The organism is Peloplasma aerotolerans (assembly GCF_030012175.1).
GTDB lineage: Bacteria > Bacillota_I > Bacilli_A > Acholeplasmatales > Acholeplasmataceae > Peloplasma > Peloplasma aerotolerans.
In genome coordinates this window covers 1-14,696 of record NZ_JASCXW010000024.1, presented here as the reverse complement: position 1 = coordinate 14,696, position 14,696 = coordinate 1, and the positions used below count along the sequence as shown (strand labels likewise).

Genomic DNA, 14,696 nt, shown 5'->3' with positions numbered 1-14,696 from the left:
GGCGGTTGCCTCTATTTTTATTCATTATTCTAATATCAATTTTTTCCTTTTTTCTAAAAGATAAACAATACCTAAAAGTAAAACTCCTAAAATAAAGAATATACCGCTAAAATCAAAAAGTAATAATGGTGATCTTTCATAAATAAATCCACCAATCAATGGACCTAAAACCATCCCAATCGAGACAAATGATTGTCTAATACCCATAACAGTCCCATATTTCTCTTCTTTAGCCTGTAAAGAGATATAACTTTGTTCAAGTGGTTGATAGATCGCTTTAAAAATGACGTAAACCATAAAGATTGTATACATAACCAGTAAAAATTGGTTTGCTCTAAAGACATAAAAAATAATTAATGCGCTTAGTATATGAATGATAGAAATCGTTACAAGTTGTTTTTTAAACTTTGAAAAAATTGGAACAATAAAGATACTCGCAAATAAAGATACTAAACCAGTTGCCATCACAAATGTACCTAATTGTTGTGGATTATACCCTAATTCATTAAAATAGACATCAATGTATCTGCTGACATTCATACTTCCAATCGTCATAAAAGTTAATGAAATTAAAAAAATCAGCAAACTTGGTTCAATTTTCGTCACTTGTTTTAAAGCTTTAAAGAACGTCACTTTTTTAAGGATAGGTTCAATTTTCTTTGCTTCTTTAAAGACAAAAATGATTAGCACAACATATAAAGTATTGAGTAAAGATTGGATTAAAAAGATAATTCTAAAATCGGATGTTCCCAAAATCGATGTTGCGATGGAATTTGTTGAAAGAAATCCACCAATCCAATACCCTAACGAAGCCCCTAATGTAAATGCAGCAGCTGTATATGCTAAGTGTTTTGCTCGATCATTAGGTTCTGATATTGAAATCACATGACTTGTGAATATCGTAATTGCGCTTGCAACACCAAATCCACTTAAGAATCTAAAAAATACCATCAAATATTGATTGTTGCTATAGGCGAAAAAGAATTGACCAATACTATAGAGTAACAAACCAAAAACAATGTAGATTTTCTTCTTACCTTGATCACTTAATACACCCCAAATCGGACCACCTAACATTAAACCAAAACTCATCGAAGCAAAAAAGACACCAAACATATAATCTTGAATGCCTAGTTCTCTAACGAATGCTGGAGTAACCGGGTGACCAAGGTTATGTATGGTTGCTTGAATGATATAAAATACTATGATTAGATAAACCGTTTTTTTCATCGTTTCACCATTTGACAACTTAAATTATACAACATCATTATTGTACTAGATTCTATAACAAAATACAATGGAATCGATTAAATCATTACTTTAAAAAACAATCATCTTAAATGATGACTGTTTTCTTTATTTATTTTAAATATATTTTTAAAACATCGATGACTTCATTCATTTTTTCTTCATGTGTACCATCTTCAAATGAATCTCTGACACATGACTCTATATGATTTTTTAAGATATTCAAATTTGCTTTTTTAAGTAAAGCTTGAACTGCCATCACTTGATTAGATATATCAACGCAATAACGTTGTTCTTCGGTCATCTTGATAACAGCTTCGATTTGACCTTTTGCTGTTTTAAGTAGATTAAGCGCTTCTTTATTATCATGCTTCATGAGCAACCTCCATTTGTGTTCCTAAATTCACTTTTTTTAGTCTTAAGGAATTATAGATAACATTGAGTGAACTCATTGACATTGCTGCTGCACCTATCATTGGGTGCAACAAACCAAACATTGCAAATGGGATGGCTACTGCATTATAAAACCATGCCCAAAAGTAATTTTCTTTGATTTTCTTAAATATTGCTTTAGAAAGTTTAATAGCTGATAATATGGTTTCTAGATCGCCTCTAACTAATGTTACATCAGCTGCTTCTATGGCTATATCAGTACCAGTTCCGATAGCAATCCCTACGTTTGCTTGTTTTAAAGCTGGTGCATCATTGATACCATCACCTACCATAGCAACTAATCCATATTGCTTTTGTAAGTTTTTGATTTCATCAACTTTTCCATCTGGTAATACATCTGAAATCACATGTGAGATGCCTGCTTTAGTGGCAATCGCTTGTGCTGTACGTTTGTTATCTCCAGTTATCATTGCTGTTTTAATGCCTAATTTTTCGATTGCAAGAATTGCTTGTTTCGCATTGGGTTTCAAATCATCTGCTACAGCAATTAATCCTATTGCCTTTTTATTTTTTGCAACAATCATAACCGTCTTCGCTTCTTTTTCTAGTTCAGCCATTTGATCTTCTATTTTTGTAATATCAATTTGCTCATCGTCCATAAGTTTTCTATTTCCTACAAATATGAAATCTTGTTCTAGTTGACCTTTAATCCCTTTACCTGTAATGGCTTCAAACTTAGAGACTTTAAGGATTTTTATTTTTTCTTCTTTTGCTTTTTCGATAATTGCATGTGCTAATGGATGTTCTGAACCAGCTTCGATAGATGCTGCTACCGTAAGTATTTCTTTTTCATTACTTAATAATGTAATGATATTTGTAACAACTGGTTTACCGTATGTTAATGTTCCTGTTTTATCAAAGGCAATAACTTTAATATCTTTTAAGGTCTGAACAGCTTCACCATTACGAATTAAAATGCCTCTTTCAGCTCCAATACCACTTCCAACCATTAAAGCAGTTGGTGTACCTAATCCTAAAGCACATGGACATGCAATTACTAATACTGCAGTCGCAGTAACAAAGGCTATCGTAAGAGGTGTTTGATCAGTGTTTACCCAAGGTAGGAAACCTTCTACAGCATTTAATATATTCAGATGGAATCCTGAAAAAACGTTAAATGAAATAAATGTTAAAACCGTTAATACCATAATTGCAGGAACAAAGTAACCTGTAATTCGATCTGCAAATTCTTGAATTGGAACTTTAGAACCTTGACATGCTTCAACAAGTTCGATGACTTGAGCTAAAAATGTATCATGACCTACTTTCGAAACTTTAACTTTGAGTAATCCTTGTTTATTAATGGTTGCTCCTATAACAGGATCATTAACTTTTCTTTTAACAGGCATTGATTCACCTGTCGCGAGCGCTTCATCAATTAAACTCTCACCTTCGATGATAATACCATCAGTTGGTATTTTTTCTCCTGGTCTAATGACCATAACATCTCCGACTGATAATTCACTCGTTAAAACTTCAATTTCTTCTCCATCAACGATGATTTTAGCAGTTTTCGCCCCAAGTTCAATTAATTTCTTAATGGCTTGAGAAGCTCTACCTTTTGCTCTTGTTTCTAAATACTTCCCAATCATATGAAATGTCATAATCGTTGCTGCCATTTCAATAAATGTCGTAATTGGAAAAAAGAGTCCTAATAAACCAATTAAATAAGGCGGTAGAGACCCTAATGATACTAAGACATCCATGTTAGGTCTTCCGGCTTTTAATGACTTAAAACTTGCTTTATGGACGTGTGCTCCTATGTAGAACACGATGGGTGCAGCGAGTAGTGCAGTAATCACTGTATAAAATGGAATCATAACGATAAACATATGAACAATCATTAAAGTCATGATTAAAGAAACTATTGATGCAGACCATATCATTTTCTTTTTTGCTTTTTGCATTTTAAGAACGTCTGGATCTACTGATTGATCAACTTCTTCTTCTAATAGTAAGTCATAACCAATATCTTGAACAGCTTTTTTAATTTGACTTATTTTTAAGACATCCGTATCGTATGTTAAAGTCATCTTGTCGTTTGCAATATTGACTGCAACTTCTTTAACGCCATCTAATGCTTTGACAGCGTGATCTACATTACCTGCACAAGTTGCACAAGTCATACCTTCAACACGCATGGTTATTGATTTAATATTTTGTTTAATGAGAGTTGCATCATATCCAACACTTTCAATTGCTTCTATGATACCTTCATTTTGAATGATGGTCTCATCAAAAGTTATAATTGCAGTATCTGTAGCAAGATTTATATTAGCTTCAATAATGCCTTCTTGTTTATTTAAAACACGATCGATACTTTGAGCACATGAAGCGCATGTCATCCCAATGATGTTATATTTTAATGTTTTCATGCTCTTAATTCTGCTTTATATCCGATTCTATTTATGGTATCAATAATGGTTTGATCATCAGTTTGTGCTTCATCATAAGTGACAACAACTCTATTTTCCATTTGTTCTACTTCGATATCTGTGATTGCTTTATTTCTTGAAAGCACACGTTTAACACTTTGTGCACAACCACCACATGTCATACCTGTAACTTTGTATTCTACTGTTTTCATATTTTACTACCTCTCTCTTCTTTTATTTTACCCCTCTTATGGGGGGGTATTTTTATTGTATATTACTTTATCTTAAATGTCAAGTTTTTTGAATTTCTGGAAAAGTAAAAAACCTCTATTGCTAGAGGTTTAATTAATTTGCTTTAAATTATGATAAGGGTGTAAGTTTTCCACCTAAAAGAACACGTAATACGTCAATCGCATGATATACACTTTCACCTTTAGGGAAAAATCTAACAACATATTTCAAATCATCACCTGATGTTACAATCGGTAGTTCTTTAGAACCATCTCTTCGTTCTTGACCGAACCCTAATGTTGAGACTAAACCGTTGCATAAACAACGTCTACCTTCAGTATCTTCAAGTTTACCACCCTTGGCAACATAATCCTTAACTGGTTCTGCTGGACATCGATATCCAATTTTCCCATTATCCTTTTTATATGGTTCTCTAAGATAACCTAAATCACAGATACGTTGTCTTTTTTCAGCAACTTCTGGAATCCCCATTGTGCCTTCTACTTCAACGACTTTAAAAGGGAAACCTGTTGGTGATGCACGCGGGTCAGTTCTGACTTTAGCAACACCTTTTCTAACTGCATCTAATATTTTATGTTTTAAACTCTTTTCCATGCCTGATTCTTCACAAAATGCAAACGCAGTACCTACTTGTACACCTTCTGCACCCATTTGTTTAGCCATTTGTACTTGTTCATAAGATCCATAACCTCCAGCCATCCAAAAAGGAAGACCTAATGCTTTAATTGCTGGAACATCAATGATATCGCGTTCACCATAGATGGGTTCCCCAGTTTCTGATAGTTGAACCTTACCTCTTGGTGATGCATTATGACCACCAGCAACAGGAGCTTCTAAAACAAATCCATCAGGACTACCAAATGTTGATCTAGATAAATGTGTTGCAAGTGTTGCTGAACTTACGATTGCTAAAAATTTAGGTCTTTTAAGTTTTGGAAGTTCATGGTCACCAGCAAATTCTTTAGGTGAAAAATGAGCAAGTGTTGGTTCTTTACTATCGTCTTCAGCAATTTTAATTGGAAGACTTATATCTAAATTTTGAGATAGTTCATCAAGTGCTTTTGGAATACGAATAGGAATACCTGCACCCATTAAGATATAATCAACATCTGCGAGTAATGCGCCATAAAGAGATGGTAATGTCGGAACTTGAACTTTTTCTAATAAATTCAGTCCGATGATACCATAATGTCCTGCTTTAGCTAAATATACTTCTACAAAGTTAGCGAGTACAGTAAGTTCTAGTAAATCTCTACCATATTCAATTGTAGGCATTGGAACTTGTTTATATTTATCTTTACCCTCTTGATTTGGATTTGGAGCATACTTCGCTCTTACACGTTCAGCAATTTCCGGAAACGGAAAAGCTGAAATCGCCCAATTCACATGTCCATCAGGATCTCCATCCATTAGTTTTCTGGCCAACGTCAATGCAACAGCTGTTCCTGATACAACACCTAGTTGTCCATGCATTGCAACAGTTCTAGCGAGTTGCCAACTTGAGACACCTACGCCCATTCCACCTTGAATGATTTCAGGATATTTTTGATTATTGCTCATCTTGAATCATCCTCCAAATTACACATGAAAATGTGCTGCATATATTTGTGTATCTATTTACATCAATTCGATTCTTCATGTTCAATCTCCTTTTTGATTTCTAAATTTTATATATGAAACCAATAAACACGTTTAATGACATGTTTACATAGTTATTATTCTTTCTTGAATTATATCAATTAAACCACATTTTTACAATTATTTTGAACCTCAAATTATTTTCACATTTTATCACATGAAATGTAATATAAAAATAATAAAAAGCAAAACCCTATTTCTAGAGTTTTGCTTGATTTAGTTTTATTATTTATTTAAGTTTCTATTTCATACAAATATGCATTTTTTCCTGATTTTTTGACTTTATATAAGAGATCATCAGCTTTTCTAATCACATCATCTTTGATAGTAGCTTGGGTAATTCCAATAGATACTGTTATTGATTTTTTAGAATGAGGAACTTGAATTAGATTTGTTTTACGTAATATTTCTTCTGCCATTTGCTTAACTTCGTTCTCAGGTCTAAAAAACAGACCGACAAATTCATCACCGCCAATACGATAAAAACGATCGTATTCTGTTTCGTATGCTAGCAGTATATCTGCAAACGCCTTAATATAAGCATTGCCTACTGCATGTCCATCAACATCATTAACCTTTTTGAGATTGTCAATATCCATGTAAATAGCATGGAAGTTTTCTCTTTGATAACGAAGACCATAGTGATAATCAAGCGTATATTTATTAAGCAACTTAGTTAAAGAGTCTCTATGTGCTTTTTCATAATTCTCTTCGATTAAAATCATCGTATCTGTAACATCATTCATGTAAATCGCAATGACAGATGGATTTTTAACTGATGGAAATGTAGTTAATCGAATCCAAAATCTTTGAGCTTTGACAAGCACAGGAAAAGTAACATCTACTATCCGAGTGAAATCTGATAACTCACTTGAAATATAATCAAAATACTCTTTTTTCCCACCAATTTCTGCATATTTGCAAGAGTAATCAATTGACTCAAGCAGTTGTTTCAAAAATATGGATGGATGGTTTTCATAATTAAATATTTCTAAACTTCCTGAAATAACAAAAAACTCAAGGTTTTCCATTTCAGAAATGTCTGCATACAATAAAACTCGATCTTCTCTACCCAATAATATATCAGTATAGATATCGAGATTGTAACGATCCTTAAGTTCTTGAGATGAAGATTCGAAATATTTGTTTTTCAAGGTAATCACACCTTATCATCAATATTGTTTGAATTTTTAAAAATGATTACATCATAACCATTCGAACCCCCTTTTCATTATAGCACGACTTGAGTTATGCAAATCTTACATTTTTCTTAAATAAAAATAACCCTCATTTCAGGGTTATATTTACAGTTTCAGTATTTTAATAAGTCATTAATAAGGTTTTTTCTCTGACAAAGTATCTAAATCGACTTCTTTTTCATAATCAATGTTATCAAACTCAAAACCATTGATTTGATAAAACTCTTTTAAAAACATATCTGTTCCTTTAAGACTCAAGATTTCATCGTTTGTCGATGAGGTCATCAACTTGATGGTTTCTTCCTGAATAGCTTCGTCCATTTCAAGGTGATCTAATCTGATTCTATTTTCTTGATCTGTTATTCGGTTACTTCCATAGATCATGTCCTTAAAAAGTCGATATTTATGTCCTAAGATCGTTTCATGTACATTTCTGCGAACCATTACATCGAATAAGCATGAAACATATATTGTCATTTGAGGAATGAAAACACTTGCTTTGGTTGTTACTGCTTTACTTGATGAAATAAGCGCTTCACCTTCATATTTTGTTTTTAATAACTGATTCATGACTTTTGCGTGGTTTTCTAAATCTTCTTTAGCTTTACCAATGGTACCACCACGATATATTTTTTCAGTTGTCGGACCACCAATATATGTATAAGCTATTGTTTTACATCTATGATTTAATATTTGATGATCATCTAATATATCAATCCAATCATTCCAGTCACTTCCACCCATAACGAATATTGTGTCTTCAATATCTTGTTCAGTAGCGGTCGCTACTTTTAGGTCTCTGATTTTTCTTTCAATAATATCAATCGTTTTGCCTTCAGCTTCTTCTCCAATAGCTTTAATATGCGATCTAATAAGTTCGTTAGTCTCGTAGTTGAGTCTTCCACCAGATGCCAACGAATAAATCACTAAATCTAGATTTCCCAGGTTTTCTTTAACAAATTTAACAACTTCATTTTTCATATCAAGACTAAATGCATCTCCAACAAAGTCTTTATGTATATTTCCAGTTTCTTTAGCAAACTCTTGAAAATAGATGTTGTTCCACCAACCAGCAGAACCTGTTTTGGATCCTTTAGGATCGTTTTCAAATGAGACATTGATGGTATTAGAGCCTGCACCATATGCTAATGCAATTCTTGAAGCTAGTCCATAACCTGATGAACCTCCAATAATTAATACATTTTTTGGCCCTTTAAATTTTGGGTATTTTTTCGCTTCATTAATTTGGTTTACTACATTTTGTTTACATCCTAGTGGATGTGCATTTGTAAAAAAATTTGAACGAATCGATGGTTTAATTATCATAGTTTTATAATCTCCTGGTTAACTAATGTCATAAAAAATAAGTATACTCTAACGAATAACTATATGTATTTTAGCACATTTTTTCATTCCTTACCATTGATTAAGAAAAAGGTAAGTTGATTTTTATGAATCTAGAATGTAATTCAGTTATGATGAGATGTTTATAAAGTCTTTTATTGCAAATAAATCATATCATCTATAAAATCTGATATATTAACAGTTTGTTCATCAAAGTTGAACTGATATTTTTTATTTTCTAGAAACAATATAGCTGATGAAACTTTTATTTTTAAAATACAGGTGTTTAAATCATTTTCATCAACATGTCTGTCATAAAAAAGATAGAAAACTTTTTTTAGTTTTTCTTTGATCTCCAAATTGTTATGTAAAAGAGGATGTCCTATATTTATGCATGTACCTGTGATTCTATTTAGCTTATAAGTCAATGAAACGTTCGAATTGTTTTCAATATGCTTTACCTTATTGGCTAATCTGCTAGTTGTTATATAGATATAACCATCTAAAAAATACCCATCAATGATTCTTACGACTGGTTTATCTTCATCAATTGTCGCAAACGCATATTGGATATCTTTACCAAAACTAAGATTCATTAATTTTAAAGCTTCATCAAAATGATTCATATAATTTCCTTTCGTATATGCCGTATCGTTATAGAATATATATATTTTAGCATGTTTATGCTACAATTTTATTGATGATTAAAAAAATGTTCTTGATGGAGGTTGTCGATGATTATCAAATTTTTATCTTTTGAGGACCTTGAACTATATCAAAAGATTCCTATGTTTAAAAGTGGGTCTTACATTTATGTATTAAATCCTGATCAATCATTTGATGTAAAAAATGTTGAACCTTTTTCGATTGACTTGGCAAGTGAGGAAAAAGTATCAGATTGGATAGAGATTTTAAATGAAGATTCAACAAGCATTATGGTTATTGAAGATAATGATCTTTGGATTGGAGGATGCATTACTGTCACACATTCACCTAAAGTTAATATGCTTAGAAACAATATGGAAAATGCTGTCTTATGGGATATTCGTGTACATCCTCAATATCAAAAACTTGGCATTGGAAGCATATTATTAGAGTCATCTATTCAATTTGCTAAAAAAAAGGAATGCAAGCATTTAATTATTGAAACTCAAGATAACAATCCCACTGCTATTGATTTTTATGTAAAGCATGGTGCTTATTTAATAGATGTAAACCCTAATGCTTATCATGATCAACCAAATGAAACACAATATATTTTTCAAATTGATTTATATAAAGGAGGAAAGATATGAATCAACAATTTAAAATACGTTTTGCTCATGAAGATGATGCTGAACTCATCTTAAATTTCATAAAATCTTTAGCTGTTTATGAAAAAATGGAAAATGATGTGGTTGCTACTATAGAAAGTATTAAAGATTCTTTATTTCATAAAAAACAGGCTGAGGTGATTATCGGTGAAGAAAATGGTCAACCTGTAGGATTCGCACTATTTTATCATAACTACTCTACTTTTTTAGGTAAAGCTAATCTATTTTTAGAAGACTTATTTGTTTATGAGTCCTATAGAAATAAAGGATATGGAAAACAAATGTTATCATATCTTGCTAAAATCGCTGTAGAAAGAAATTGTGATCGTCTTGATTGGTGGTGTTTGGATTGGAATACACCCTCAATTGAGTTTTATGAAAAGATGGGAGCAAAGCAATTAAATCAGTGGACTGTCTTTAGAATACAAGGTAAAAATTTAGCAAAACTATCAAATTTAAATCCTTAAACAAAAAAAATACAACCACATTCGGTTGTATTTTTATTGATATAGCAAACTAGATTTTGTTTTAATTTCAGGATTGCTAATATATTCATCAAGCGTTCCTTCATACATAAAGGAACCTAAATCACCAATTTCAATAACTTTATTACAAACTGTTTCCAATAATCTATGATCATGTGAAGCAACAATTAAAGCACCACTATAATCGACCAAACCGTTATTAACAGATTGAATAGACTCTAAGTCTAAGTGATTCGTTGGTGAATCAATCATTAATGTGTTCGCTTTAGAAAGCATTAGCTTGGAATACATGCATCTCATCTTTTCTCCACCCGATAAAAACTTAACTTGTTTCAATGGTTGATCACCACTAAATAACATACGTCCTAGAAATCCTCTAATATAGGATTCAGCAGGTTCTTTTGAAAATTGGCGTAACCATTCAATTAAGTTTTGCTCATTGTTATGGAAATAAGATTCATTATCATTAGGAAAATATGCTTTAGAAACTGTTTGTCCCCATTTAACAGTTCCAGAATCAGGTTTTAATTCACCAGCCAATATTTTTAGAAACGCTGTTTTAGCAAGATCATTATGTCCCAATAAAGCGACTTTATCGCCTCTATTCATCACAAAAGATACATTACTAAATAATATATTACCATCAAGTGAAGCACTTAGGTTTTTAACTTCTAATACGTCTTTTCCTAATGGCTTTTCAATTTCAAATCCTATAAATGGATACTTTCTTGTAGATGGTACAATTTCATCTAATTGTATTTTTTCTAATGATTTTTTTCTAGATGTTGCTTGAGCTGATTTCGATAAGTTCGCACTAAATCTTGCGATAAAAGCCTTGAGTTCTTGTATGCGTTCTTCTTTTTTCTTATTTTTATCTGACATTAATCTTTGAACAAGTTGAGAAGATTCCATCCAGAAATCATAATTTCCTGCATACATTTTAGCTTGAAAATAATCAATATCAACCATATGTGTACAAACATTATTTAAGAAATGCCGATCATGGGATACTGTAATTACGGTATTTTGATAATTAATTAAAAAGTTTTCTAGCCATGCAATCGATTCAAAATCTAGGTGGTTGGTAGGCTCATCAAGTAAAATAATATCGGGATTTCCAAAAAGTGCTTGTGCAAGTAATATTTTAACTTTATCTTTAGGTAAGATGTCACTCATTTTTGTCTCAAAGTCATGAGCAGGAACATTTAATCCATTGAGTAACTTCTCAGCATCTGATTCTGCATCCCAGCCATCGAGTTCAGCAAAACGACCTTCTAAATTTGCAAGTTCGTATCCTTCTTCATCGGTGATCTGTTCTTTTTGGTATAAGACTTCTTTCTTTTTCATAATATCAAAAAGCTCTTGATGGCCCATAATAACGGTCTCAATAGCGGTAAATGCATCAAATGCATTTTGATTTTGACTTAAAAAAGCAAGTCGTTTATTTTTTTCAATGATAACTTCACCTGCAGTAGACTCTTTTTCACCTGATAGTACTTTTAGGAAGGTCGACTTCCCTGCACCGTTTGCTCCAATAACACCGTAGCAATTACCAGGAAGAAACTGTAAATTGACATCTTCAAATATTTTTTTATCTGAAAATATAAGACTTAAATTTGATACTGTAATCATATGATATACTCCTTTACAAACAAAAAATGGCTATGTATCAAATAAGTTCAATACTGGCCATATTTGCTCATATCATTCTACCTTAAACTTCAAAAATTGTCAACAAATATTGATAGTTGTATTCATTAAAAAAAGCAACTTTGAAGTTGCTTAATTTAATTTAAGTTTTTTTATTATGGTTTAACTACAGTCGTTGCATCTAGTGAAACATCTGTTTGTGCATACAAACTGCCATTGATTGAAGAATTCGTTCCCATTGAAATATTTGTCATTGCAAGAATTGTTCCTTCAAAATGTGATCCTGAACCGATTGCTACTGTATCTGCAACTTGCCATACGATATTCTTCGCAAGTGCTCCACCCGCTAAGATGATATTCATATCAGAAGCCATTGTTAAATTACCAGCAATCTGGAAAATCCAAACATCAGTTGAACTTCCTTCAAGTGTTAAGTCAGTATTAATAAGAACTGAATTACCAAACTTGTATACGCCAGCAGTTAATGTTTGACCACTAAGATTACCACTATATAGCTCAGTGTAATTAGCAGCTCTACCTGCAGCATCTGTATATGCTGTTCTCATATCTGCAATTGCAGTGGTTAATGCTGTTGGTGTTGGTGATGTATAATCAGAAGCAAACAGTTTACCTGTAACTAAACTAGATGTTGAAAAAGTTCCTGTTGAATCCATGATTAAATCAAAACCTGTAATATAAGTTGCTGCTGCTGGTGAGACAGCAAGATCGCCTGTTACATCAGAGCCTGATGTAGTTGATATAGCTGATTCAGCTAATACAACATAATTATCTGCTGAACCTAAATCTACGACCACAGATATAACTTCACCTGTTGGTTCTACATCTTCTGTTGGAAGAACTGTTGGATCAACCGTTGGATCTGTTTCTCCTCCAAGTGCTGAACATGCTGTTACTAAAAATACCATTGAAACTAAAATCGCTAAAATAAGCATCTTAGTATTCATCATTTTTTTGAATGTTTTCATTTTTAAAACTCCATTTCTACTTGAACAAGATTAAATTCTCTTTAATTCAAGCTACATTCATTATATACCTTTATTTTCATTTTGTATACCTTATTTTCATATTATGTATTTTATATCACATTATTTTCATATTAATATTTTATATCGTTATCATTTACATACATGTGTCATATATTTATCGTTGAATATAAAAAACCTTCCAGTGCTAAATGACTAGAAGATCTATTTAATGATGTTAAGAAAAGAACAAAATTCCTATACTTGACTATTATCAAAAAAATATATATTACCTAAAGTACCATCATCATACTCAGTATTTGGATATGATTTGATGAGTTCGTAATTACCATTTGTATATGCTTCAATCACTTTCGTCCAAAATATACATGAAGCAACATTGTTCGGATGAGTTTTGAGTTGCCATTTCCCATGATGCTTATCAAAAACTTCAAATACTGCTTTTTTGCCAATGCCTTGTTTTCTATACTTGTGCATAACAAAAAACTCAGCAATTTGGAAGTCAGCAGGTATATCATCAACTTCAGGCATATCAATGACCATAACAAAACCTGCTAAGGTATTGTCTACTATAATAAAATATGCCCATCTACTTTTTTCTGTCCAATAATAATCTAAATATGTATATCCATAAAGACCTAATGGATTTACATCTATTTTTGTATATTGAGAAAACTCATAACTATACTTTTCTAATAGATTCCTCAAAATTTCTTTTTCGCTTTTTAAAACAGTTTTGATTTCTATTTTCATTTTTATACCCTCATTATTCTTTTTTTGTTGCTCTATTGTTGAAAGATTTAGAATTTTGAACGAACAATGTTGATGATATTATTAATATCAAAGTAAATAAACTGGTCATAGCAATATCAAATGGATCTAAAAAGTACCCTAAACTATTAATAACTGCATATAAAAGCAAACCATATGATAAATAATATAAGATGTTTGCTCCATTTAGCTTTTTAATTAAAAATACACCTGATACAACTAAAGTGATTGCAGTTAAAAATTCAGCAACCAAATGTGTTGCTATTTCAAATGGTGCTTCTTCAAACTCAGGTACCATATCAAATATGATAAAAAATAACCACATAATCATCATTGAAAAACCGATAAAAATATTGAAATATGACGTTAGTTTTAAGTACTTCATTTTTAAATTCCCCTTTTATGCAAAACGACAATTGATAGAAATCCAAAGTATAATACAACCGTATAAACACTGATGCGTTCCATAACTCCAAAGTAGTTTGGACTAACGACTGACATAAGCATTGATGAAGTCATCAATAATATAAAACTCGCTATTGTTATCATCCGATATATTTTGTTCTTAAACCCAATGGCTAATAAGATCAATGAGATGATTGTAAAACTAACTACAATGATCGTCACAATCATGTGCATGACATCTTGGAAACTACCAGCATAACCTGATGCTGATAAAGGAAATAGAGCATATCCAGTTGCTGAAACAATCATCATGGTGGAAAAAAAGAGTAGACCAAGACGAGATATTTTATGATTAAAAATTCCTCTATAATAAATAAATCCAAGAACTACTATTGTACTTAATAAACCATAAATGCTGCTTAGTGTTCTCGCTATAGTCTTGACTGGTGAATCATCAGCAGTCAAGTCACTAATAGCTTGAGATAATGGATTATACCCTTCATAGAGGTATGTTCCAACCCAAACATGTAAAAAGTAAGTGATGATAGCTACGATTGCA

At 31.8% G+C, this 14,696-nt stretch carries 15 protein-coding genes; 2 read left to right on the top strand and 13 right to left on the bottom strand.

All coding sequences use genetic code 11. The features are described from left to right. Positions 1-24: 24 nt before the first annotated feature. From QJ521_RS07065 to QJ521_RS07030, 8 genes are all read right to left on the bottom strand, one after another. A complete protein-coding gene (locus tag QJ521_RS07065) occupies positions 25-1,230 on the bottom strand; it encodes an MFS transporter (protein WP_282839750.1) in 1,206 nt (401 codons plus the stop codon). 130 nt (positions 1,231-1,360) lie between these two features. Next, positions 1,361-1,624, bottom strand: a complete 264-nt coding sequence (locus tag QJ521_RS07060) for a metal-sensing transcriptional repressor (protein ID WP_282839749.1) — start codon at positions 1,622-1,624, stop codon at positions 1,361-1,363. Further along, positions 1,614-4,076 carry a heavy metal translocating P-type ATPase gene (locus QJ521_RS07055; RefSeq protein WP_282839748.1) on the bottom strand — a complete coding sequence of 821 codons (2,463 nt, stop codon included), beginning with the start codon at positions 4,074-4,076 and terminating at the stop codon, positions 1,614-1,616. Before QJ521_RS07055 ends, QJ521_RS07060 begins: the two co-directional genes overlap by 11 nt. After that, positions 4,073-4,288 carry a heavy-metal-associated domain-containing protein gene (locus QJ521_RS07050; RefSeq protein ID WP_282839747.1) on the bottom strand — a complete coding sequence of 72 codons (216 nt, stop codon included), beginning with the start codon at positions 4,286-4,288 and terminating at the stop codon, positions 4,073-4,075. Before QJ521_RS07050 ends, QJ521_RS07055 begins: the two co-directional genes overlap by 4 nt. Positions 4,289-4,436: 148 nt before the next feature. Further along, entirely contained in the window at positions 4,437-5,888 is a 1,452-nt protein-coding gene (locus tag QJ521_RS07045) for a nitronate monooxygenase (RefSeq protein ID WP_282839746.1), read from the bottom strand. 311 nt (positions 5,889-6,199) lie between these two features. Continuing rightward, positions 6,200-7,120: a GGDEF domain-containing protein gene (locus tag QJ521_RS07040; protein WP_282839745.1), complete on the bottom strand. Its 921-nt coding sequence runs from the start codon at positions 7,118-7,120 to the stop codon at positions 6,200-6,202. 177 nt (positions 7,121-7,297) lie between these two features. Then, positions 7,298-8,491 (bottom strand): enoyl-ACP reductase FabV, encoded by a 1,194-nt coding sequence (gene fabV / locus QJ521_RS07035; RefSeq protein WP_282839744.1) that lies wholly within the window; start codon positions 8,489-8,491, stop codon positions 7,298-7,300. Between the two features lie 173 nt (positions 8,492-8,664). Beyond that, entirely contained in the window at positions 8,665-9,135 is a 471-nt protein-coding gene (locus QJ521_RS07030) for a pyridoxamine 5'-phosphate oxidase family protein (protein ID WP_282839743.1), read from the bottom strand. Between the two features lie 108 nt (positions 9,136-9,243). On the opposite strand from QJ521_RS07030, the gene QJ521_RS07025 reads away from it, so the two are divergent. Next, positions 9,244-9,804 (top strand): GNAT family N-acetyltransferase, encoded by a 561-nt coding sequence (locus tag QJ521_RS07025; RefSeq protein ID WP_282839742.1) that lies wholly within the window; start codon positions 9,244-9,246, stop codon positions 9,802-9,804. After that, a complete protein-coding gene (locus QJ521_RS07020) occupies positions 9,801-10,289 on the top strand; it encodes a GNAT family N-acetyltransferase (RefSeq protein WP_282839741.1) in 489 nt (162 codons plus the stop codon). The genes QJ521_RS07025 and QJ521_RS07020 overlap by 4 nt, the downstream gene beginning before the upstream one ends. Positions 10,290-10,322: 33 nt before the next feature. Here QJ521_RS07020 and QJ521_RS07015 read toward each other — a convergent pair whose 3' ends face one another. The 5 genes from QJ521_RS07015 to QJ521_RS06995 form a co-directional block, all read right to left on the bottom strand. Further along, on the bottom strand, positions 10,323-11,939 hold the full coding sequence (locus QJ521_RS07015) for an ABC-F family ATP-binding cassette domain-containing protein (protein ID WP_282839740.1): 1,617 nt from the start codon (positions 11,937-11,939) through the stop codon (positions 10,323-10,325). 173 nt (positions 11,940-12,112) lie between these two features. After that, positions 12,113-12,943 carry an ice-binding family protein gene (locus QJ521_RS07010; protein ID WP_282839739.1) on the bottom strand — a complete coding sequence of 277 codons (831 nt, stop codon included), beginning with the start codon at positions 12,941-12,943 and terminating at the stop codon, positions 12,113-12,115. Positions 12,944-13,198: 255 nt separating this feature from the next. After that, on the bottom strand, positions 13,199-13,714 hold the full coding sequence (locus QJ521_RS07005) for a GNAT family N-acetyltransferase (protein WP_282839738.1): 516 nt from the start codon (positions 13,712-13,714) through the stop codon (positions 13,199-13,201). Positions 13,715-13,727: 13 nt separating this feature from the next. Then, positions 13,728-14,117, bottom strand: a complete 390-nt coding sequence (locus tag QJ521_RS07000) for a DUF8058 family membrane protein (RefSeq protein ID WP_282839737.1) — start codon at positions 14,115-14,117, stop codon at positions 13,728-13,730. A 2-nt stretch (positions 14,118-14,119) separates the two neighbouring features. Beyond that, positions 14,120-14,696, bottom strand: a 577-nt coding sequence (locus tag QJ521_RS06995) for a DUF998 domain-containing protein (RefSeq protein WP_282839736.1), incomplete at its 5' end; no start/stop codon positions are given.

Bases quoted from the DNA above. Each gene is read 5' to 3' on its own strand.
- QJ521_RS07010 (WP_282839739.1), bottom strand. From the start codon at position 12,943: ATGAAAACATTCAAAAAAATGATGAATACTAAGATGCTTATTTTAGCG.
- QJ521_RS07050 (WP_282839747.1), bottom strand. From the start codon at position 4,288: ATGAAAACAGTAGAATACAAAGTTACAGGTATGACATGTGGTGGTTGT.
- QJ521_RS07055 (WP_282839748.1), bottom strand. From the start codon at position 4,076: ATGAAAACATTAAAATATAACATCATTGGGATGACATGCGCTTCATGT.
- QJ521_RS07030 (WP_282839743.1), bottom strand. From the start codon at position 9,135: ATGAATCATTTTGATGAAGCTTTAAAATTAATGAATCTTAGTTTTGGT.
- fabV (WP_282839744.1), bottom strand. From the start codon at position 8,491: ATGATAATTAAACCATCGATTCGTTCAAATTTTTTTACAAATGCACAT.
- QJ521_RS07025 (WP_282839742.1), top strand. From the start codon at position 9,244: ATGATTATCAAATTTTTATCTTTTGAGGACCTTGAACTATATCAAAAG.
- QJ521_RS07005 (WP_282839738.1), bottom strand. From the start codon at position 13,714: ATGAAAATAGAAATCAAAACTGTTTTAAAAAGCGAAAAAGAAATTTTG.
- QJ521_RS07000 (WP_282839737.1), bottom strand. From the start codon at position 14,117: ATGAAGTACTTAAAACTAACGTCATATTTCAATATTTTTATCGGTTTT.
- QJ521_RS07065 (WP_282839750.1), bottom strand. From the start codon at position 1,230: ATGAAAAAAACGGTTTATCTAATCATAGTATTTTATATCATTCAAGCA.
- QJ521_RS07060 (WP_282839749.1), bottom strand. From the start codon at position 1,624: ATGAAGCATGATAATAAAGAAGCGCTTAATCTACTTAAAACAGCAAAA.
- QJ521_RS07045 (WP_282839746.1), bottom strand. From the start codon at position 5,888: ATGAGCAATAATCAAAAATATCCTGAAATCATTCAAGGTGGAATGGGC.
- QJ521_RS07020 (WP_282839741.1), top strand. From the start codon at position 9,801: ATGAATCAACAATTTAAAATACGTTTTGCTCATGAAGATGATGCTGAA.
- QJ521_RS07015 (WP_282839740.1), bottom strand. From the start codon at position 11,939: ATGATTACAGTATCAAATTTAAGTCTTATATTTTCAGATAAAAAAATA.